We start from the raw sequence: 21,101 nt of genomic DNA, 5'->3' as shown, positions 1-21,101 counted from the left end.
CGAGTCGGGTGGGCGGGTGGGCGAGACGGGGGGCCAGGGGGCGGAGCCCCCTGGGCGGTTCAGCCCAGCTCGGCCAGGCCTCGGCGAGTTGCGGCAACGACAACCCGATCCCCCTTGGCCAGCACATAATCGCCGAGCACATCAGCGCGCCCTTCCAACGCCAGCACCCGCCAGGCCCCGGCCCGGAACGCCTCCGACACCGTCCGCCCCTCCAACTCCGGGTGCCCGTCCACCTCGACCGCGGCGAACAGCAGCACCCGCCGCTCCACCGGTATCGCCCCCAGCACCTGCCGCCCCAGCATCGCCCCCGCGAAAGCAGGGGCGGCCAGGTGCGACACACTCCGGCTCCGCGTCGAGGCATGGGGATGGGCGGCCCGCATGGTCCGGTACACCGCGGTGGCGAAGTCGTCGTCGTACAGCCGGAGTACCACCCGGAGATCCGGCCGTACGGACCGCGCGTACAGCACGGCCTCCAGATTCGTCGTGTCCGCGCTGGTCACCGCGAGCAGCGCATGCGCCCGATGGATCTTCGCGGCCTCCAGCACCCCCTCCTGCGTGACATCCCCGAGCACCACCGGCACCCGCAGCCGCCGCGCGGTCGCAAGGCCTCGTGCCTCCGGGTCGGACTCCACGCACACCACGGGAATGTGCAGCTCCCGCAGCCGGGTCAGCACCCGGGTGCCGATCTTCCCGAGTCCGAGCAGCACCACATGCCCGCCGAGCCCGCGGGGCGGCTTCCGCAGCGCGGAGGCGGTCCGGAAGGTGCCGAGGGCTTCGAGTACGGCCGCCAGCAGCACCGGCAGCAACAGCAACCCGACCAGTCCGGAAAGGAGTTGGAGGATCTGCCGGCCGAGGGACGCCCCGATGGCCGGGTTGTCGATCGCGAACAGGTCCAGCAGCGTCAGATAGAAGGCCCCGAGCGGATGGATACCGGTGACCACCCACAGCGCGACGGCGAGCGCGACCACACACGCCACGATCCCGGCCAGCGACCACCGCAGCCGCCGCGAGAACAGCGAGGCGAGCGGCGGTACGACCCCCACCCCGCGCCCGGGCGCGGCCGACTCCGGCCCGCCGAAGGACGACACCTGCTCCAGCACCACGGCGGCCCGCCCGGTGGCCTGCCGTACCTCCTCGTCGCCCGGCAGCAGCCGGGGCCCCTGTTCCCCGCTGCCGTCGGAGCCGTCCGCCCCGGCGGGATCCGTGCCGGTCGCCGAGAGCAGGGCCAGGGTGCACAGCCCGGGATCGGCGATCTGCCCGTCCCGGGACGGCAGTCGCTCCACGGCCCGCAGCAGCAGACTGTCGGTCTGCACGACCTTGGTGGTGCCGGCGACGGCGGCGGCGGCCAGCGCGGGCGCGGCGGTGTCGGCGTCGGACAGCACGGTCGTGGACGGCTCCGGGCCTGAGGCGGTCCCCTCGCCGGAGGCCAACGCGGCTGTCTGGTCGAGGAGTTCCTCGATGTGCTGGCCCAGCCGCCGGTTGTACAGCCGCAGGACGAGCCTCAGGCGCGGGTTGAGCCGGCGGGCGGTCAGCGCGGCCCGGATGTTGGTCTCGTCGTCGTCGTGCACGAGCGCCAGCGCGGTGGCACGCTCCACTCCGGCCTCGGCGAGCACGGCCTCGGTGAGGTCGGCCGCCTCCAACACCCGTTCGCCGTCGGTCCGTTGGCCGTTGGTGCCGTTGCCGCTGCTGCCTGCCGTGGTGCCGGACCCGTTGCCGCCGCCCCGGCCGACGGCGGCGCTGACCACCCGGTCGAGCAGCGCGGCGGAGGCGGCCCGGGCCCGCCCGACCACCGGGGGCCGGGCGGTGCGCTCGTCCGGCGGGACCACGAGGGTGACCTGCTCGCCGTGGACCCCGCGCAACTCGGCGGCCAGCCGGTACGCGAGACCGTCGTCGCCGCACACCACCATGTGCGTCGACGGGGCACCGGGCCCACCCTGATACGGAACACTCGCCACGAGGGAAAAGACTGCCCCAAGGAGACGGGTGGTTCCAGCAACGAGGTGAACACCTGTGCCAGGAACCGCGTACTGATGGGGAGGGAGACACAGCCGGAGGTACGCACCCGTGGCCATCACCGAAGACGCCCCGCCCGGCGCCACCGAGCGGGCTCCGGCGCGCCACCCGTCCGATCAAGGGGACCGGCGCCTGAGCTCCCCCCTCGTCCTGACGCTGGTCCTGCTGCTGGCGGTGCTCGCCCAGTCCCCGATCCGCGGGGCCCTCGGCACCCCGCTGATGCAGAGCTGGATGACGGTGTTCGTGGCCGTGACGGTCCAGGCGCTGCCCTTCCTCGTCCTCGGGGTCCTGCTCTCGGCAGCGATCGCGGTCTTCGTACCCCCCGCCTTCTTCGCGCGCGCCCTCCCGCAACGCCCCGCCCTGGCCGTGCCGGTGGCCGGGATAGCGGGCGCGGTGCTTCCGGGCTGCGAGTGCGCATCGGTCCCGGTGGCGGGCGCGCTGGTCCGCAGGGGGGTGACCCCCGCGGCCGCCCTGGCCTTCCTCCTGTCCGCTCCCGCGATCAACCCGATCGTCCTGACCGCCACCGCGGTCGCCTTCCCCGGCAGACCGGAGATGGTCCTGGCCCGGTTCCTGGCCAGCCTTCTGGTGGCTTGCGCGATGGGCTGGCTGTGGCAGCGCCTGGGCCGTACGGACTGGCTGCGCCCGCCGGCCCACGGCGCGCACGAGGGCGCGACCAAGGGGGAGGCGTTCTGGAACTCGGTCCGGCACGACACCATGCACGCGGGCGGCTTCCTCGTGCTGGGCGCGATGGCCGCGGCCACGCTGAAGGCGGCGACCCCGGCGGCGTGGCTGCGCACGGCGGCCGACAACCCCCTGGTCTCCGTCCTCGCCCTCGCCGTGCTCGCCGTACTGCTGTCCATCTGCTCGGAGGCGGACGCGTTCGTCGCGGCCTCCCTCACCCAGTTCTCCCTGACGGCCAAGCTGGTGTTCCTGGTGGTGGGCCCGATGATCGACCTCAAGCTCTTCGCGATGCAGGCGGGGACGTTCGGCCGCGGCTTCGCGCTCCGCTTCGCCCCCGCCACGTTCGTCCTGGCCGTCGTGGGCGCCGTACTGACCGGGACGGTGCTCCTGTGAACCGGCAGGCCCAGGCGGCGGTGATGTTCCTGCTGGGTGCCGCCCTGCTGCACGCAGGCGCCACCGATCTGTACCTGCGCTACGTCAAGGCGGGTCTGCAACCGCTGCTGCTGGCCTCGGGCGCGGTCCTGATCGCGGCGGCCCTGGCGACGGCGTGGTACGAGCGCAAGCGCACCAGGGCGGCCAAGGCCGCCTCCGCCTCCGCCTCCGCCTCCGGCACCGGCGCCGGTCACACGCACCCCGAGCCCCGTATCTCCTGGCTGCTCCTCCTCCCCCTCCTCTCCCTCATCCTCATCGCGCCGCCGGCCCTGGGCTCGTACAGCGCACTGCGCGCCGGTACGGCCCTGCAGAAGCCGTACGCTCTGGGCACGTTGCCGGCCGGTGACCCGGTCCCGCTCAGCGTGGTCGACTACGCCTCCCGCGCCGCCTACGGCCAGGGCCGCTCCCTGCACGGCCGCTCCGTCCGCGTCACCGGTTTCCTCGCCCTGGACCGCACCGGCACGCCCTACCTGGTCCGCATGGCCCTCAACTGCTGTGCGGCGGACGCCCAGCCGGTGAAGATCGCCCTGGCCGGCAAGCTGCCCCCGGTCCTGCAGCCGGACGCCTGGCTGGAGGTCACGGGCACCTACAGTCCGAAGGCGACCCACGACCCGGTCAACGGCGGCCCGATCCCCTACCTGTCGGTAACGTCGGCAAAGCCGGTACCGACCCCGCACGATCCGTACGACGAGACCTGGAACAACTGAGAGGTCTTGATCCGCCTCTGCCGCGCTGTTGATCACTACGTGCCAACCGCCCATGCACCCGGATGGGTTATCGTGCCTCGTCAACCTCGACGGTTCGCGAATGGGAAGCAAAGTAGGAGACGATCGCACGGTGTCCGATCTTGGACGGCTGGTAGCCGGCCGGTACCTCCTGGTGGACCGGGTCGGCAGCGGCGGCATGGGCACCGTCTGGCGCGCCGAGGACAAGCTGCTCGGCCGCCACGTCGCCGTGAAGAAGCTGCACATCCCGCCGCACCTGCACGACGACGAGGTCCACAGGCTCTACGAACGCACCCGCCGCGAGGCCCGCAGCGCCGCCCGGATCACCCATCCCAACGTGATCGTGGTGTACGACGTGGTCGATGACGAGGGCCTGCCGTGCATCGTCATGGAGTACATCCCCTCGGCCACGCTGAGTGACGTACTGAAGGAGCGGGGTGCGCTGCCACCCGAGGAGGCCGCCCGGGTCGGCCGCGCCATGGCCGCCGCCCTGCGCGCCGCCCATGACGCCGGGGTCCTGCACCGGGACGTCAAACCCGCCAACGTCCTGCTGGGCGACGGCGGGCGGATCGTCCTCACCGACTTCGGGATCGCCATGGAGTCGGGAACGTCCTCCCTGACCAAGTCCGGCGAGCTGATCGGCTCCATTCGCTACCTCGCGCCCGAACGCCTCACGAACGCGGAGCCCGGTCCCGCCAGCGACCTGTGGGCCCTAGGGGCAACCCTGTACCAGGCGGTGGAGGGGCGGCACCCGTTCCCCCGCGACACCCCGATCGAGACCGCGTACGCCATCGCCACCGAACCGTACGAGCCCCTGCGCAGCGCCGGGGACCTGGCTCCGGTGATCGAGGGCCTGCTCGTCAAGGAACCGGAACGGCGCCTGGACGCGCAGGAGGTCGAACGCCTCCTGGACGATGTGACCGGCACCCGTACCGCTCCCGTCGATCCACCCACCCGCCCGGAGCGTGCCGGCGACCTGGCGCCTCCCGGGCGAAAGGGCAGCGGCAACCGCCGCCGTACGGTGCTGCGGTCGGTCCTGGCGGTGGCCCTCGCCGCCTGTGTGGCGGGCGGCGGCGCACTGTGGTGGCTCAAGGGAAGTGCCGCTGCGCCGAGCACTCACGCGGCCCGTACCGACGCCTCCACCCCCTCTCCGAGTACCGGCTTCACCCCGCCGCCGGTGCCCGCCGGATACCACCTCGCAAAGGCGGACAGCGGCTTCTCCATGCCCGTTCCGGACGGCTGGACCAGCAAGATGCTGTCCGGTGGTGAAGCCGCCCACATAGATCCGACGGGCTTGGTACGCCTGAGCGCCACTGTCGTCGAGTTCGGGGGCGCCGATCCGTTGCGGCACTGGCGTGAGACGGAAGAGGACCAGACCCGTCGCGACAATCCCGGCTATGAACGGGTGAGGATGGCCGCGACAACCTTCCGAGGACGGCCTGCCGGGTACTGGGAGTTCACCTTCGACGGCAGGGCACGCAAGTACCGGGCGGCCGAGCTCGCTTTCGCCGGCGCCGACGGCACCCAGTATGTGATCTACATATCCGGGCCGGATGCGCAATGGCACACGTACCGGGCGGTCTTCGACACCGCCGCCAACGGAGTCCGCTTGAGCAACCAGGCCTGACAGGTCTGGGTCTCAGAAGAGTCCCGATGCCCGCAGGACCGCCCGGGCCGTCTCGTCGTCGATGTGGTGGCCCAGCCGGGCCAGGACGTCCGCGCCCTGGCGCAGGGTGCCGCGCTCCAGGGAGCGCCGGACGCCCGTGTCGAGTTCGTGCCAGAGCAGCGGGTTGGCGGCGAGGATCCGGGGATCGAGTTCGAGGCGGTGGCCGTGGACGTCCCGCAGGACGAGGTGGGAGGAGACGCCGTCGTACTGCCGCACGGCCGCCAGTGCATCCGTGTGGACCACGAGCCGGTGCCAGGGGGTGCGGACGGCCAGCCAGCCGGGGCCCGCACTCACCCGCTGCGGCAGCAGCACGGTGCCCACCACGGCCGACAGGGTGACCCAGAGCACCGCGCGCAGCGGTGTCAGGCTTCCCGCGTCCCAGTCGACGAGGAGGCTCACGGCGCAGAACGCCAGGGCGCAGCCCACCGCGAGCCGGGCGCTGCCACGCCAGTGGCGGTCACCGGCCGGGCCCGCCGGTCTGCTCCGTCGCATGGCAGCGACGCTAGGCGTCGTACGACGCCCGGCGACCGTTCCTGACGGGGTTCTGGCATGTTGGCGGCGGATCCTGACGGGATCCTTACGCCCTATCCCTGCTGGGGCGCTCGGTCAGCCGAGGCACACCACGACCAGGCAGAGCTGGGACGGTGAGGTGGCGGTGGGGGAGGAGGGGCTCGTCTGGGACGAGCCGGAGGTTCCAGAGGTTCCCGAGTCCGTTCCGCCGCCGGTCGAGGGGGTGGTGGGTGCGGGGGTGGGCGTGGACGGCTGCTGTGCCGTGGTGCCGGTGCCGGTGCCGGTGCCGGTGCCGGTGCCGGTGCCGGTCCCGGTGGCTGTGCCGCCGGAGGCGGGCGTGGTGGTGTGCTGCCGGGTGACCTGCATCTGAGCGGGGACGGGGGCAGCCGCTGCGTCGGGGTGGGTGTCCGGGGTGGCGGTCCGGGGTGCGGCGGCGAGGCTCTGCCCGTGTCGCGCACCGGCCGCGGGGGCCTGGGCGTGGGCCGGGGCCGTGGTGTCCGGGGACCGGTGGGTGCCGGGCGGTGCCGACTCCGGACGCGCCTCGGGGGAGGCTTGTCCGTCCGTGGCGCCCATGGGCCGGTTGTCCGGTGCCGAGGCCGCCTGGGCACGGGCGGGGGACTGCCGGTCCAGTGCCGCCAGGGTGAGTCCGCCGCCGACGAGCGCGACGGCGGTCGCGACCGCCGCCTTGCGCTTGTTCTTCTTCCAGCGGGCCAACTGACGGCGCCGGGCCGCGCGTCCCTGCGGCGCGGGCGGAGCGTCGTCCACGTCGCAGGGACCGTACGGACCTTCGTCCAGGGCGGCCGGTGCCGGCTCGGCGGGGAGATCGCTGCCGTACCAGACATCGGCGGACACGGCCTCCCGCGCCGGCGTCCCCGTCACCGCCACGGAGGCGGGGGGAGCGATGTCCGGGGCGTAGGCGCCGCACCCGGGACACACCAGGGCGCCGTTCAGATGCCGACGGCACGAGGAGCAGTAGTCCATTAGCGGTCTTCCTGAGTCGACGGCTCCTGCGGCCTGAGCCGGGGCCTGGTCACGTTCGCACGAAGGATCGAGCGGCAACGCTAACGAGGCTTTCGGAAGACTGTGTGTGGCCCATGTGGCACTCCTGCACACATTCTCTGCGGATCCCTGGGGTGACCCGTGTCCTTCAGGCGGTACGGCCGACCAGCAGGTCCGCCAGCTTGTTGAGGCGCCTGACCGTACGGTCCTCCGTGGCCGCCGGAGCCGGGTCGACGCGCTCGTCGCGCTCGTAGTAGGCGCCGTTGACGATCTCGACCGCCGGGTCGCACAGCCGGACCACGTGCGCGGCGCCCTGGGTGGGGGAGGTGCCCTCGTGGGCGTACAGGGGCAGTAGGGCCGTGTCACAGGCGCCCGGGTGGACGGAGACCGCGGTGACGCGCGGGTCGGCCGCGAACACGGTCAGCGCCAGCTGGGACTGGGCGTAGGCCGCGAGGCGGGAGTAGCGGCGGGCGCGGTTGGGGTCGGACCACTGGATGGACGCGGTGCGGTGCAGGGAGGAGGAGACGTTGACGACGCGGCCGCCCGGATCGCTCGTCAGGGCCGGTTCCAGCAGGCAGGTGAGCAGGTAGTGGGCGAGGAAGTTGACCTGGAAGGCGATCTCGTTGCCGTCGGCGGTGACGGTGTGCCGCTCGGGGGCGGCCATGCCCGCGTTGTTGACCAGGACGTCCAGGTGCGGATGCCCGGTGACGACCTTGTGGGCGAGGGTTTCCACCTCGTCCAGGCGGGAGAAGTCGGCGGCGTACGTGCACAGCCGGTCTGCGGCGATGCCGGCGCCGGCGACCAGGGCGTCGGCCGCGGCGCGGGCCTCCTCCGCGCTGCGGCCGTGCAGCAGCACGGTGGCACCGCGCCCGGCGAGCTGCCGGGCGGTCTCGTGGCCGATGCCGGAGGTGGCGCCGGTGACCAGGACGGTGCGGCCGGAAAGCGAGGAAAGCGTGGAGTCGGACATGTCCCATCCGGGGTTGAGGGCACGCCGTCACCACCCGGCGAAGGGCGGTGGGCGAGCGGTGGGGAAGGTGGAGCGAGGGGCGCAGGAGCCGATCACGGCGCCCCTCGGGTCACGGAAAGCGGCGTCGGCAGGCCGCTGCGTCGGCGGGACGCGGGCGCTTCCGGTTCACCGGCTCCATGGAAGCCGTCCCGCATCCGCCGGGCAAGCCGCGTCCCCGTTCTCTGACGGGGCTCTGACGTGCGCATACGCGTCGTTGACGGGGAGCTCGGCGGGGCTCAGCCAAGGCCGGGCACCCCCGAGACGAGCAGGTCGATCAGCTTGATGCCCACGAAGGGCAGGACCAGGCCGCCGAGTCCGTAGACGAGCAGGTTGCGGCGCAGCAGGTCGTGGGCCGAGGAGGGGGTGTAGCGCACGCCGCGCAGGGCGAGCGGGATCAGCGCGACGATGATCAGCGCGTTGAAGATGATCGCGGAGGTGATGGCGGACGTCGGGCTGTGCAGGCCCATGATGTTCAGCGACTCCAGGCCCGGGTACGAGCCCGCGAACATGGCCGGGATGATCGCGAAGTACTTCGCGACGTCGTTGGTGATGGAGAAGGTGGTCAACGCGCCCCGGGTGATGAGGAGTTGCTTGCCTATCTCCACGATCTCGATGAGCTTGGTCGGGTTGGAGTCGAGGTCGACCATGTTGCCGGCCTCCTTGGCGGCCGACGTACCGGTGTTCATCGCCACGCCGACGTCGGCCTGGGCGAGCGCGGGTGCGTCGTTCGTGCCGTCGCCGGTCATCGCGACCAGCTTGCCGCCCGCCTGCTCCCGTCTGATCAGCGCGAGCTTGTCCTCGGGCTGCGCCTCGGCCAAGTAGTCGTCCACGCCCGCCTCTTCGGCGATGGCGCGGGCCGTGAGCGGGTTGTCGCCCGTCACCATGACGGTGCGGATGCCCATGCGGCGCAGTTCGGCGAAGCGTTCGCGGATGCCGTCCTTGACGACGTCCTTGAGGTGGATCAGGCCGAGGACGCGTGGTCCGTCCCAGTCGTGCACCGCGACCAGCAGCGGTGTCCCGCCCGACGCGGCCACGGCATCGGCGTACGCCCGTGCTTCGGGCGGCACCTGGCCGCCGTACATCTGCACCCACTCGATCACCTGCTGTGCGGCTCCCTTGCGGATGGCGCAGACGGCTCCGTTGTCCCAGCGCAGGTCGACGCCGCTCATCCGGGTCTGCGCGCTGAAGGCCACCCAGCGGGCGTTCGCCAGTTCGCCCTCGGCGGGTGCCCGCAGGCCGTACCGGTTCTTGGCGAGGACGACGACGGAGCGGCCCTCGGGGGTCTCGTCGGCCAGCGAGGAGAGCTGGGCGGCGTCGGCGAGCTGCCGTTCGTCGATCGCGGGCAGCGGGACGAAGGCGGCGGCCTCGCGGTTGCCGAGCGTGATGGTGCCGGTCTTGTCGAGCAGCAGGGTGTTCACGTCGCCCGCCGCCTCGACCGCGCGGCCGGACATGGCGAGGACGTTGCGCTGGACCAGCCGGTCCATGCCGGCGATGCCGATCGCCGAGAGCAGGGCGCCGATCGTGGTCGGGATGAGTGTGACGAGCAGGGCGACCAGCACGGTCGTGGACTGGGCGGCGCCGGCGTACTCGCCCATCGGCTGCAGGGCGACCACGACCAGGACGAAGATGATCGTGAGGGAGGCCAGCAGGATGTTCAGCGCGATCTCGTTCGGGGTCTTCTGCCGGGAGGCTCCCTCGACCAGGGCGATCATCCGGTCCAGGAAGCTGTGGCCCGGGCGCGCGCTGACCCGGACCACGATCCGGTCGGACAGGACCGTCGTACCGCCCGTGACACCGCTGCGGTCCCCGCCCGACTCCCGGATCACCGGCGCCGATTCACCGGTGACGGCGGACTCGTCCACGGCGGCGACCCCGTCGATCACGTCACCGTCCGCCGGGATCATCTCGCCCGCCTCGACCACCACCACGTCCAGCGGCTTCAGGGCGGTCGCGGCGACCGCCTCGGTACGGGCGGTGCGCGGATCGGTGCCGTAGCGCCAGTCGAGCACGCGCAGCGCCACGGTGTCCGTACGGGCCCTGCGCAGCGCCTGCGCCTGCGCCTTGCCGCGGCCCTCGGCGACCGCCTCGGCGAGGTTGGCGAAGATCACCGTCAGCCACAGCCACAGGCTGATGACCCAGGTGAAGACGGCGGGATGGAGCAGCGCCGACAGGGTGGTCAGGACCGCCCCGACGGACACCACGAACAGGACCGGGTTGCGGACCAGGACGCGCGGGTGCAGTTTGCGCAGTGCCTCGGGGAACGAGCGGACGAGCTGGACGGGTTCGAACAGCCCGCCCGGTGCGCGGCGTCTCCCCCTTCCCGCCGGTCCGGGCCGGGCCGCGCGCTCGGGACGTGACGGTGGAGCCTGCTCGGGGGCAGCGGGAAGCATGGACACCTTCGTGTCTTGTCAGGGAGTCGGGCAGGACAGGGGAGTCGGAGGGGTCGCGGTCCGTGCGGTGCCGGGGCCCCGGCACCGCACGGCGGCGCACGGACGCCGGCGATGGGACGACGACAGACGTCGTGCGCGGGTGCCTGTCCCTCGGACACGCACCGGACCGCCGTCGCGTCACTGCGGAGTGGGGACTCCGCCCGTTGTGCGGGGCCGTGGACGTTCGTGGCCCCGCGGCGGCCGACAGCGAATCTAGCCCCGCTCACCGCTCAGAACACCCCGTAGAGGCAGGAATTGGCGCCACCCATACGGCGGGCCGACGGCAGCCGTCAAAGTGCCGTCAAACAGGGCTGATGTGCCATCAGGGAGGCGTCAAGACGTGCCAGAGGTGGCCGGATCCGGTCGCAGACTGATCGGCAACGGGGGACGGGCGACCGTCCGTGGTGTGTGACGTTGGAGGGACCGTGACGGTCACGGCCGGAACAGCGCAGGGTCCCAGGCCCGAGGGGGAGACACCGCCACGGCGGGCGAGGGTCGCACCGGCCGGCGGCAGGCCCGTACCGCAGGGACGTGGGGGCTCGGTCACGGGCGGTCCCGGTCCGGGGCTGCGCCTGCGCCGGCAGGCCGGGGCCGCGCGGGCCGCTCTGCGTCGCCGCTTCTGGGCCACCGTGCCCGCGCGGCTGCGCCTTCTGCGCGCGGCCACCGTCCTGCTCGCCACCGCAGTGGCGATGCTGCTGACCGTCGCCGGACTGGCCGCGAACGGCACCTGGGACAGCGTGGCCGACCGCGACGCGCCCCGCACCACCAGCGCCGCCGACCTCGGCCTCGCCCTGAACGACATGGACGCCCAGGCCGCCAACATCCTGCTGTCCAGCGGAGATGCGGGCAAGGGCCGCCTTCGGACGCCGTACACGAAGGCCGTCGGCTTCTACGGCGACGCCCGGCGCGAGATCAGCCATGACCTGCGCACCCTCGCCGTCGCGGCCCAGGGCGACCGCTCCGACGAGAAGACCGTGGAGCACCTGACTGACGACTTCGCCGAGTACCAGGAGCTGATCGGCCGCGCCCTGGAGAACGACGGGCACAGCGGCGGCAAGCCGGCCGCCCTCGCCGACTACCGCCGGGCGACGGACCTGTTGCGCTCCCGGCTCCTGCCCGCCGCAAGCACCTTGGTGTCCTCGAACGACGCGGCCTTCGACGCCGAGTACTCCTCCGCCCACTCCGCCCTGGACGCCCAGCAATACGCCCTCCTCTCCCTCGGCGTGCTGCTGCTGGCCGCGCTCGGTGTCCTCCAGTGGTACCTGGCCCGCAGCTTCCGGCGCATCCTCAACCCGGGGGTGCTGGCCGCCACCGTCTGCACCCTGCTAGCGGTGATCCTCGGAGCACAGGCGCTGTCCACCTCCGCCGATCACCTGCGCGTGGCCCGCCACGACGCCTTCGACTCCGTCGTCGCACTCTCCCGCGCCCGGGCCCTCGCCTACGACGCCAACGCCGACGAGAGCCGCTATCTGCTCGATGCGCAGCGCCGCGAGCAGTACGCGGAATCGTTCCTGGCCAAGTCGCAGAAGCTGTACGGCATCCGGGGGGCGACCCTCGATACGTACGACGCTGGGCTTGCCACCACCTGGCAGGCGTACGAGACCGACCACCACGACCTCCGCTTCACCGGCGAGTTCCGCCGCGAGCTGGACAACATCACCTTCCCCGGCGAGCGGGCGGCGGCGGAGAAGACGGTGCGGACGTACGCCGTCTACCAGCGCGACGACCGCAAGATCCGGGCGCTGGTGGCTGCCGGCAAGGAGCGGGAGGCGACCGAGTTCTGCATGGACTGGCAGCCGGGCACCTCCAACGCCCGCTTCGGGACGTGGATGGCGGCGCTGGACCAGGTGGCGGGCATCAACCGGGCCCACTTCGACGCGTCGGTGCGGGCGGGCCGGTCGGTGGTGAACGGGTTGCTGCCGTGGGCGGGCGTGCTGCTGCTGGCGGCGGTGATCCTGACCGGGCTCGGGTTGCGGCCACGGCTGGCGGAGTTCGGTTAGGGCGCGTATCGAGTCGTGATCATTGGGTGGTTTGGGCGAGGTCCTTGATCCAGATCATCGCGGCTCGCAAGTGGAGGCCGGCGAGGTAGCTGTCCGGGGTCCTGATCAGGGCTTCCGCGACCGGACCACCCGGAATGCTGTCCAGGCTGAGGGGTGGTCCGGTCTTTCTGCAGTCTGCCTTCGCTGCGCGTTGCGTCACCAAAGCCCGCTGACGCTCCGAGTTCAGCTCAGGGCCTTTCATATCTCCGCTACTCCGCGGTGACCCCTCGGTGCTCGGTCCACGCCCGGCACGCCTCGACCATGGCCTTCAGCCAGTCCTCATCCGGCTTTCGGTCGGCAGCGGCCCGGTACATGCGCAGCGTGGCGCCGGCGAAGGCATTGATCGCCCCCGAAGCGGCCCTGCGCCACGCGGGCAACCGAGTCGCCCACTTCTCCGCACTCGCCGGGGCATGTCCGGCCGCAAGGAGTTGGACGACCAGAAGCGCAGGATCAATGAACCCTGCACCGACAGTCGGCCACGCCCAATCCACAGCCCAGGCACGCCGCCCCTCTACAAGCATGTTGTCGGGGTTGATGTCCGTGTGGAGAAGCGAGTCACCCCGGAACAACTCGGCCTCCGAGCTGTCCGAGGCGAACCGGTCCCACCTGGTCTCGGTCCAGTCTCGGGCGAACCCCGGAAGAGGCACGCGACCAATCTGCGCGATCGTGTCGACCACGAGGGGCAGATCCAGTGAGTTGGGCGCGAAGTCGGCCGACCGGCCGTCGATCGCTTCGTAGCCCAGGACCAACCAGTCTTCGGCTTCCACATCCCACAACAGGGGCGGCGAGATGTGGACCAGGGCGGCATCGATCTGCCGTTCCCTGATGAGGGAGTCCCGTCGGCCGCCGGGCCGGTTGCGGACGGCCTTGACGAAGAAGGGGCCGTTCTCGCACTCGACAATGGCCGTCAGATCCGAGCTGCGCCCGAGGGCGGTCCGGCGCATCTCGGCCACCGGGCCCGTGTGATCCCGGATGAGAGACCGGATTGCAGATTCCGGGTCAGTGTCCATATGCCTTTCAGTTCCTCGGAGAGCACGAACTGCCAGGGAAACCCGGAGAGCACTCGCTCTCGTCGCCGCCACCACCGCCGCTTTCGTTGTCGGGGCCGCAGGGACTGTCGGGGCCACAACTGCGGGAGGCGCTGAGATCTCGTCCCTGTCGGATGATCGCGTTGGCCTGTGCCATGTCGGGGCCGCCGAGGATAGCGCCGAGCGGCGCATCCTGGACGTTTCCCACGCCCATCCAGGTGGAGAACACGCACGGCGAGACCGAGCCGTCCGGGCCGATGGACGCCCGCCCGTCACCGCACCGCCCGCACAGGCTGTCCGTGCACGGTTCCTGGCCGTTCGCCGCGCGCCCGAAGGGCCGGACGTGGTCCACGCGAATGTCACGGACGCCCAGGGCCTGAAGCTCCCCCTTCGTCTCGTCGCCGGTCTCAGACGAGTCGAAGACGATCACTGACGCTCGGATCGGGATGCGGGCCTTCACGGCCTTCGCGATGTTCGAGCGGGTTCGGCCGTGGCTCGGGCGCGCTGTTACCTCGTTGTGCTTCCCGGCGTCCTCGGCGTAGTACGAGGTAGCCAGCGAGACACCGTCACGCCTCAGCAGCGCCCACCACTCGTCCGTGACGTGAACCAGGTTGCTGTAGACCTCGACCTTCAGGCCCTGCTTCAGCGCGTACTCGACCAACTCGGGCGCGTCGGCGTACAGCGTCACCTCACCACCGGTGAACTGCACGCTCGGGATGCCGAGGGCGGCGGCCTGGTCGAGCACGCTCTTCCACCCGGCGGCGGTCATCGTGCCGTGAGCACCGTCCGGTCCCGAGCCGTTGTGGCAGTGGCCGCACTTCAGTTGACACTGACGCGTGAGGTCGAGCCACAGGAACCCGGGAGTGCCGGCCGCCCCGACGGCTGGGGCTTCTGCGATGACAGTCATTCGCTTACCTCTCGTTCGTCGTTCCGATTCGAGGTGATGCGTCTTGCAACCTGCTCCCCACTGCCTCTCGGGTTGGCATAGGGGACCAGAGGTTCGGTGGAGTGGGGAGCGGGAGTTCAGGGAGTGCCAGCCGGGAGACCTGAAGAAGTGTGAGAGGTCCCATTCCCGAACTCATCTGCGCCGCCCCGCGCGAACCTCGTCGTTCAGCTCGACCGTGGCAGTGCACCGGTACGTCATCGGAGGGGCCAAACCTTCCCGCCCGCGCACTCGGGGCATCGGACCTTTTCCCGGTACTGGCATGCCCCGCAACCGCCGAAGCCCGCGCACGACGGGCACCACACTTGTCGGTGGCCGAAGCAGACGCCGCATATGGTGGCGATGCTGTGCAGCCACTCGATCAGCGACGGCTTCCCTGGGTCGAATCCGCGGCGGCCTCCTCGCTGCCCCTTGGGTCGTACCAGGACATAGGCCACGCTCACTTAGTGCCGGTTCTGGTCTTGTCCCGGTAGACCCTCAACAGGTCGTGGGTAAGCGTGGCCGTCTCCTGCATGTACGAGAAGGCCGTGAAGGTGATCGTGTGCGGGGTGGGTCTGCTGGACAGCTCCAAGTGCCTGTACGACTGACGGAACAGCCGCATGGCTTCGCTGTCGCCTTCCCACACGGGTTCGGTCAGCAGCTCGCGGATGTGGCTGACGAGTTCGTTGGTCCTGGCGTCGATCTCGTCTCGCGTCGACGTGCTCAGCTGCATCAGCTGCGTCACGGTGACCGTGTCCTCGAACAGCTCTACGTCGATGGGCAACTCATCGACGCTGATCGTGTCAGGTTGCCGGGTCACGCTCGCCACCGTGCTTCTCCTCTCACTGACGTTGTCGCTCTACGCAACCAAGCAATCGCACACGGCGGTACCGTTGGGAGTGCGGCAGGACTTGAACGACTTGAATTTCGGGTTCGCGGGGAGTGGTCGACGTGCCGAAAGGTCAGCCGAACGAGGGTCTTGCCCGGTTGCTCGATGAAGCCGACTGGACGTATCGGCAGCTGTCAGCGGCCGTTAACCGCATCGGAGCCGAACGTGGGCTTCTACTCACCTACGACGAGTCGTCAGTGAAGCACTGGCTCAACGGAGCCATGCCACGGAGGAACGTCCGGCCGGTGATCGTTGAGGCTCTGGCACGGCGCATCGGACGCCCAATCACCTTGGAGGAAGCCGGGCTTGGCGCTTCACCGGCCATGACCGGATTGGAGGTAGCGGCACCCGAGCATGACCTGAACACCATTGAGGGTCTGTTGGATACCGGAAGGGCGGACATGGACCCATCGCGCCGAGCAGTCCTTACGACCGCGCTCTACTCCGCCACGCTCGCCGTGCCGGGCTTCGGCGAAGCCGACGAGACGCTGGACCGTCTGGAGCACCAGGCAGCCGGCCGTACCGTCCGGATCGGCCCCGGCGATGTGGCTGTTGTCCGCAGTATGACGGACAAGATCGCTGACATTCTGGACGAACTGGGGGGCGCGCACGCCCGCCCCATGGCCGCCGCATTCATCGTCAACTCTGTCGCGTCCTACCTGCGGGCAGACGGCCCGGAGGCCGTCAAGAACGACATGCGGGCCGCCGCCTCGGATCTGGTCTACCTCACCGGGTGGATGGCTATGTACGAGCGGGCGCACGGGCTAGGACAGCGGTACTACCGCCAGGCCCTCGGCCTGGCCAAAGCGGCGAACGACCAGGTGACGTACTGCCGGACGCTGCGCGGCATGGCTCTTCAGGCCGCCAACCTCCGACACGCCAACAAGGCACTTGAGTTGGCCGACTCCGCCGCAGAAGCCGCACCCTCGGCCGGCCCGCGTCTGCTCGCCTTCCTTCGAGGGCAGCAAGCCCACGGAGCCGCACTGGTCGGTGACCAACAGCTTGCCTTCTCGCGGCTCACGGAGACGGAAGCCGCCCTGTCGAGGGCAGACAACCGCCGAGACGCTATCGGCGGGTACGACCAGGCCGCCTACTTCTTCCATCAGTCTGCCGTTCTGTACGCCCTCGGCGACGTACCCGGATCGATCACAGCCATGAAGGCATCGAACCGGGTTCGCCCGCCCATGGAGAAGCAGGGCAACGCTCACGCGAACGGCCTCTTGGCACAACGACAGTTCGAGGTCGGGCACATCGAAGCGGCGTGCGCCACCTGGAACGTGTTCCTCGACGACTACGCGGCGCTCAGCTCGTCGCGGGCAGACGAACACTTCGAGATCATGAGGCGACGCATCCGGCCGTATCTGAAGAACGCGAGGGTGCGGGAGCTCAACGAGCGGGCCCGGGAGATGGCGCGGCAGAAAGCCGCCGCCTGATCGCTACAGCCCGACGATGGCGCGGAGGGCGGCCAGATGCGCCTGGTAGGCCTGTCGTCCTTCGCGGGTCAGGCGCAGCCACACGCGCTGGCGGGTGTCGCGCAGGGCCTTGCGCTGCTCGACATATCCCGCCTCCGTCAGCACTGTGACGTGCTTGCTCAGCACCGATGCGGACACGTCGAGCTGCTTTTGCACCACTGCGAACTCGGCCTCGTCGGCGGTGTCGAGCAGGGCACAGATGCGCAGCCGGTTCGGGGCGTGGATGGTGGCATCGAACCCGTCCGTCGGGTCGCTTGCGCTGCTACGTGTGCCGGGGTTCATGAGGTCTGACGGTGCAGGCGGACGAAGACGAGGTGGACGGCGACGGACACCGCAGCGCCGATGCCGGAGGCGGCGAACAGCCAGACGGGCTGTCCGGTGCCGCGGAAGGCCACCGCCGGCCCGACCAGTAGCGCCGGAAGCCCGATCGCCAGTGGCAGGGTGGCCCTCTTGGGCAACACGTCCAGGCGCAGCGCCACACCGGTCTTCTCGCGCCAGCGGGCGGCGGCGACGGCGAACAGCGCCGAGTAGCCCGTGGTCGCCATCACCATGATGGCGGTCCATGCGAGCCTCGGCAGCAGCCACTGAGGACTTGCCGTCATGCCCCCGAGAACCGGTGGGATCGCAGCGATGTACAGCGTGAGGACGACGGCGAACCAGCGAGGCCACGGGGTGGCGGACAGGGCGGCGGTGGAGGCCTGGACGTGCTCGAGCTCGGCCAAGGCGGCGCGGGCCTGTTGCGGGGTTGGACGGATGACATCGCCGTTACTTTCCATACCGGAAACACTAGCCGCGTGTTTCCAGTGCGGCAAGTCTCGACTTTCTGCTGCGGAAAGTCTTGACGTCGGCTGCACTGCGGTCGCATGAGCCGGGTGTCACCACCCCCGCACCGGCCCCGCCGTATCCAGCGCCGCCCCCGTCTGGTCGGCCAGCGTCACCGCGACCAGCCGGGCCTGGAGCGCGGGTACGACGCCCGGGCCGGGAGTGAGCATGAAGCGGCCCAGGTAGTGGCCGTTGCCGTACGCGCGCAGCTCGATCTCGCCCTCGGGCCAGCCGTCGGTGTCGGGGTTCCAGCTGTGCCGGCCCACCGTCACGGTCCCGTCCTTTTCCAGGCGCGGCGGCCGTCCCAGGAGCGTGCCGTACTCGAAGCGGCAGGCGCGCAGGCCGAGCAGCCCGGTCAGCTCGTGGCGGACGTGGTCGACGACGGTGTCCGCGGAGTTGGCGGACTGGGCGAGGGCGGCCGTGCGGTGGATGCGGGCCAGGTGCGCCGCGTCGGTCACCGCGATGACCTCCAGGCGGCGGGCCCGGGCGGCGAGTTGGCCGACGATCAGGCCCACGACGAGCAGCAGGACCGCCGTTGCGATGTCGGCGCCGTCGGCGATCTCGAAGGTCTGGTACGGCCGGGTGAGCAAGAACTCGAACCACACTGCTGCCGACAGGGCCGCCACGGCACCCGCCGCACGGTTGCCCAGCGCGGCCACCGCGACGACGGCCACCACGAGGATCAGCGCCGCGTTCGTGTACGACAGCTCCGTGCGGAACGGCACGAGGGCGAGTGCCACGGCGGGCGGGGCGATCAGGCCCGCGGCCAGGGCGAGCCGGTCGCGCGGCGGCCAGGGACGTGCCGTGCTGCGCGCCCGGTGCGGGCGGTGCAGCTTCCAGGTGCCGGTCATGATGCTCATCACGCACCTCCTGGGCTCTGCTTGGTCGGTTCGGCACCCACGGCCTGCCCGGCGAAGGGCAGCGACACGACCATCGTCAGGCCGCCGCCCGGTGTGTCCTCGGGGGTGAGGGTGCCGCTCATCGCCTCGGTCAGGCCCCGGGCGAGGGCCAGGCCGAGGCCGAGGCCGGTGGTGTTGTCGGTGTCACCGAGCCGCTGGAAGGGCTCGAAGAGGCGCTCCCTGCCGTCGGCGGGCAGCCCGGGCCCCCGGTCCACGACCCGCAGCTCCACCCGGCCCGCCAGCGCACTGGCTCCGACCAGCACCTTCCGCCCCGGCGGGGTGTGCCGGGCGGCGTTACCGACAAGGTTGGCTATCACGCGTTCCAACAGGGGCGGGTCGGCCAGCACCGGCGGGATCTCCTCCATGTCCGTCACCTCGACCCCGGGGACGTCCGCGAGCGCCATGGGCAGGACCTCCTCCAGGGAGGTCGGGCGCAGGTTCAGGGTGAGGACGCCCGCCTCCAGGCGGCTCAGGTCGAGAAGGTTCTCCACCAGCCGGTTGAGCTTGGTCATGGACTCGTCGGCGGTGGCCAGAAGCTCGTCACGGTCCTCCGGGGAGAACTCGACGTCACGGCTGCGCAGCGAGGTGACCGCGGCCCAGCCCGCCGCCAGCGGGGTGCGCAGATCGTGGCCGACGGCGCGCAGCAGTGCCGTACGCATCCGGTCGGCGGCCTTCACAGGTTCCACCTCGGCCGCCGCCTCGGCCAGCCGGGCCCGCTCGACCGCGGAGCCGACGTGCGCGGCGAACGCGGCCAGCACCCGCCGCTCCGAGGAGGACAGGGTGCGTCCGCGCAGCACGAGATATGCGCCCAGGCCGGCCGGCACGAAGGCGGTTCCGTCGGTGTCCGGCGGCTCGTCCGCCAGCTCCGCCGACTCCATGCCGAAGGTCTCCCGCGTCCGCTCCAGCAGCGCGGGGATCGTCGCCTCGCCGCGCACGATCGTGCCGGCCAGCGACGACATGGTCTCGGCCTCGGCGGTGGCGCGGGCCGAGCGCCGGGACAGCCGTAGGGAGCGGTCCACGACCCCGGCCACGGTGGCCGCGACGACCGCGAAGACGGCGAGCGCGAGCAGCGCGTTGGGATCGTTCAGGGTGAAGGCGCCGATGGGCGGTATGAACCAGTAGTTCAGCAGCAGCGAGGCCGTCACCGACGCGATCACCGCCGAGGCGACCCCGCCGATGCAGGCCACCCCCACCACGGCCAGCAGGAACAGCAGGGCCTCGCTGGTCAGGTCCAGGGTGCCGCGCACCTGCGCGAGGACGACCGTCAGCAGAACGGGCAGCACAAGACCGGCCACCGGGCCGGCGATCAGCCGGGCCGTGGACAGGGTGCGGCGCCGCGACGGCAGGAGCGTGCCGCGTCCGGCCCGTTCATGGGTGACCCGGTGCACGTCGATGTCGCCGGACAGCTCGGTGACCGTCTCCCCCGTGCCGGGGCCGGTCAGGAACCGTGCCAGCCGCCCTCGGCGGCTCGTACCGAGTACGAGCTGGGTGGCGTTCTCCGCGCGGGCGAACTCCACCAGGGTCGTGGCCACGTCGTCGCCGACCACCGAGTGGTAGCTGCCGCCGAGGTCCTCCACGAGCCTGCGCTGCCGGGCGAGGGAGGCGGCCGAGACGCCGCCCGCCAGACCGTCGCTGCGGGCCACGTGCACGGCCAGCAGGTCGCCGCCCGCGGACCGGTCGGCGATCCGCGCGGCCCGCCGGACCAGTGTGTCGCCCTCCGGGCCGCCGGTGAGGGCGACGACGACCCGCTCCCGGGTCTCCCACACCCCGCCGATGCTGTGCTGCGAGCGGTACTCCTGGAGCGCCTCGTCCACCCGGTCGGCCACCCACAGCAGCGCCAGCTGGCGCAGCGCGGTCAGGTTGCCGGGGCGGAAGTAGTTGGCGAGGGCCGCGTCGATCTTCTCGGGGGCGTAGACGTTGCCGTGCGCCATGCGCCGCCGCAGCCCCTCGGGCGGCATGTCCACCAGCTCGATCTGCCAGGCCCGCCGGACCTGCTCGTCGGGCACCTTCTCGTGCTGCGGAACGCGCGTGATCTTCTCGACCACGTCGTTGAGGGACTCCAGGTGCTGGATGTTCAGCGCCGTGATGACGTCGATGCCGGCGGCGAGCAGCTCCTCGATGTCCTGCCAGCGCTTGGCGTTGCGGCCGTCGCCGGGGACGTTGCTGTGGGCGAACTCGTCCACGATCGCGACCTGCGGTCGGCGGTCCAGCACCGCACCCAGGTCCATCTCCTCGAAGTCGCCGCCGCGATAGGCGCAGCGGGCGCGGGGGACGACCTCCAGGCCGTCGGTCATCGCCTCCGTGTGCGGGCGCCCGTGGCACTCCACGAAGCCCACCACCACGTCCGCCCCGCGCGCGGCACGACGCCGCCCCTCGTCCAGCATCCGGTAGGTCTTGCCGACCCCCGGGGCCGCTCCGAGGTACACCTTCAGCCGTCCGGGCCGTACGTCACTCATCGCCGCCGACGCGCTCCGCTCACCGAGTCAACTCCCCTGTCAGGAAAGGGGACTGCTCTTAAGGAAGCGCTTCAACGGGCCGGCCGGTGCGCTCGTTAGCGGTTCCTTGGCGC

At 71.3% G+C, this 21,101-nt stretch carries 17 protein-coding genes; 5 read left to right on the top strand and 12 right to left on the bottom strand.

Translation table 11 applies throughout. The features are described 5' to 3' along the window. Nucleotides 1–59: 59 nt before the first annotated feature. The gene (locus AQI88_RS28365) at nucleotides 60–1,907 is read right to left on the bottom strand and encodes an NAD-binding protein (RefSeq protein WP_067004548.1); all 1,848 of its coding nucleotides are present in this window, start codon (nucleotides 1,905–1,907) and stop codon (nucleotides 60–62) included. Nucleotides 1,908–2,064: 157 nt separating this feature from the next. Between AQI88_RS28365 and AQI88_RS28360 the strand changes: the two genes are divergently transcribed. The 3 genes from AQI88_RS28360 to AQI88_RS28350 all read left to right on the top strand — a co-directional run bounded on the left by AQI88_RS28360 (nucleotide 2,065) and on the right by AQI88_RS28350 (nucleotide 5,478). Further along, entirely contained in the window at nucleotides 2,065–3,087 is a 1,023-nt protein-coding gene (locus tag AQI88_RS28360; protein WP_067004546.1) for a permease, read from the top strand. Continuing rightward, on the top strand, nucleotides 3,084–3,833 hold the full coding sequence (locus tag AQI88_RS28355) for a TIGR03943 family putative permease subunit (protein WP_067004544.1): 750 nt from the start codon (nucleotides 3,084–3,086) through the stop codon (nucleotides 3,831–3,833). Before AQI88_RS28360 ends, AQI88_RS28355 begins: the two co-directional genes overlap by 4 nt. 130 nt (nucleotides 3,834–3,963) lie before the next feature. Beyond that, the gene (locus AQI88_RS28350; RefSeq protein WP_067004542.1) at nucleotides 3,964–5,478 is read left to right on the top strand and encodes a serine/threonine-protein kinase; all 1,515 of its coding nucleotides are present in this window, start codon (nucleotides 3,964–3,966) and stop codon (nucleotides 5,476–5,478) included. Nucleotides 5,479–5,490: 12 nt separating this feature from the next. Here AQI88_RS28350 and AQI88_RS28345 read toward each other — a convergent pair whose 3' ends face one another. The 4 genes from AQI88_RS28345 to kdpB all read right to left on the bottom strand — a co-directional run bounded on the left by AQI88_RS28345 (nucleotide 5,491) and on the right by kdpB (nucleotide 10,422). Further along, nucleotides 5,491–6,009 (bottom strand): hypothetical protein, encoded by a 519-nt coding sequence (locus AQI88_RS28345; protein ID WP_067004540.1) that lies wholly within the window; start codon nucleotides 6,007–6,009, stop codon nucleotides 5,491–5,493. A gap of 114 nt (nucleotides 6,010–6,123) precedes the next feature. After that, complete coding sequence (locus AQI88_RS28340; RefSeq protein WP_067004538.1) at nucleotides 6,124–7,008, bottom strand: SCO2400 family protein; 885 nt, start codon at nucleotides 7,006–7,008, stop codon at nucleotides 6,124–6,126. Between the two features lie 166 nt (nucleotides 7,009–7,174). Next, nucleotides 7,175–7,993: an SDR family NAD(P)-dependent oxidoreductase gene (locus AQI88_RS28335; RefSeq protein ID WP_067004536.1), complete on the bottom strand. Its 819-nt coding sequence runs from the start codon at nucleotides 7,991–7,993 to the stop codon at nucleotides 7,175–7,177. Between the two features lie 275 nt (nucleotides 7,994–8,268). Next, nucleotides 8,269–10,422 carry a potassium-transporting ATPase subunit KdpB gene (kdpB, locus tag AQI88_RS28330; protein ID WP_067004534.1) on the bottom strand — a complete coding sequence of 718 codons (2,154 nt, stop codon included), beginning with the start codon at nucleotides 10,420–10,422 and terminating at the stop codon, nucleotides 8,269–8,271. A 464-nt stretch (nucleotides 10,423–10,886) separates the two neighbouring features. Between kdpB and AQI88_RS28325 the strand changes: the two genes are divergently transcribed. Then, complete coding sequence (locus tag AQI88_RS28325) at nucleotides 10,887–12,461, top strand: hypothetical protein (RefSeq protein ID WP_159050409.1); 1,575 nt, start codon at nucleotides 10,887–10,889, stop codon at nucleotides 12,459–12,461. 248 nt (nucleotides 12,462–12,709) lie between these two features. Here the strand turns inward: AQI88_RS28325 and AQI88_RS28315 are convergent, their stop codons facing one another. The 3 genes from AQI88_RS28315 to AQI88_RS28305 form a co-directional block, all read right to left on the bottom strand. Then, nucleotides 12,710–13,444, bottom strand: coding sequence for a protein kinase (locus tag AQI88_RS28315; RefSeq protein WP_244184376.1), 735 nt, complete (start codon nucleotides 13,442–13,444; stop codon nucleotides 12,710–12,712). Nucleotides 13,445–13,517: 73 nt separating this feature from the next. Continuing rightward, nucleotides 13,518–14,435: a radical SAM/SPASM domain-containing protein gene (locus tag AQI88_RS28310; RefSeq protein WP_067004526.1), complete on the bottom strand. Its 918-nt coding sequence runs from the start codon at nucleotides 14,433–14,435 to the stop codon at nucleotides 13,518–13,520. Nucleotides 14,436–14,910: 475 nt separating this feature from the next. Beyond that, nucleotides 14,911–15,279 carry a hypothetical protein gene (locus tag AQI88_RS28305; RefSeq protein ID WP_067004524.1) on the bottom strand — a complete coding sequence of 123 codons (369 nt, stop codon included), beginning with the start codon at nucleotides 15,277–15,279 and terminating at the stop codon, nucleotides 14,911–14,913. Nucleotides 15,280–15,401: 122 nt separating this feature from the next. Between AQI88_RS28305 and AQI88_RS28300 the strand changes: the two genes are divergently transcribed. Continuing rightward, on the top strand, nucleotides 15,402–16,772 hold the full coding sequence (locus AQI88_RS28300; RefSeq protein ID WP_067004762.1) for an NsdA family TPR-like regulatory protein: 1,371 nt from the start codon (nucleotides 15,402–15,404) through the stop codon (nucleotides 16,770–16,772). A 3-nt stretch (nucleotides 16,773–16,775) separates the two neighbouring features. Here AQI88_RS28300 and AQI88_RS28295 read toward each other — a convergent pair whose 3' ends face one another. The 4 genes from AQI88_RS28295 to AQI88_RS28280 all read right to left on the bottom strand — a co-directional run bounded on the left by AQI88_RS28295 (nucleotide 16,776) and on the right by AQI88_RS28280 (nucleotide 20,988). After that, nucleotides 16,776–17,093 (bottom strand): transcriptional regulator, encoded by a 318-nt coding sequence (locus AQI88_RS28295; protein ID WP_067004522.1) that lies wholly within the window; start codon nucleotides 17,091–17,093, stop codon nucleotides 16,776–16,778. Beyond that, nucleotides 17,090–17,587 (bottom strand): hypothetical protein, encoded by a 498-nt coding sequence (locus tag AQI88_RS28290; protein ID WP_067004520.1) that lies wholly within the window; start codon nucleotides 17,585–17,587, stop codon nucleotides 17,090–17,092. Before AQI88_RS28290 ends, AQI88_RS28295 begins: the two co-directional genes overlap by 4 nt. A 99-nt stretch (nucleotides 17,588–17,686) precedes the next feature. Further along, entirely contained in the window at nucleotides 17,687–18,493 is an 807-nt protein-coding gene (locus tag AQI88_RS28285) for a DUF4118 domain-containing protein (protein ID WP_317933608.1), read from the bottom strand. After that, nucleotides 18,493–20,988, bottom strand: coding sequence for a sensor histidine kinase (locus AQI88_RS28280; protein WP_067004518.1), 2,496 nt, complete (start codon nucleotides 20,986–20,988; stop codon nucleotides 18,493–18,495). The genes AQI88_RS28285 and AQI88_RS28280 overlap by 1 nt, the downstream gene beginning before the upstream one ends. Nucleotides 20,989–21,101 lie beyond the last annotated feature (113 nt).

This window comes from Streptomyces cellostaticus, assembly GCF_001513965.1.
Lineage (GTDB): Bacteria > Actinomycetota > Actinomycetes > Streptomycetales > Streptomycetaceae > Streptomyces > Streptomyces cellostaticus.
Note: the sequence above shows the minus strand (reverse complement) of the source record. Positions and strands in the feature narration are given on the sequence as shown.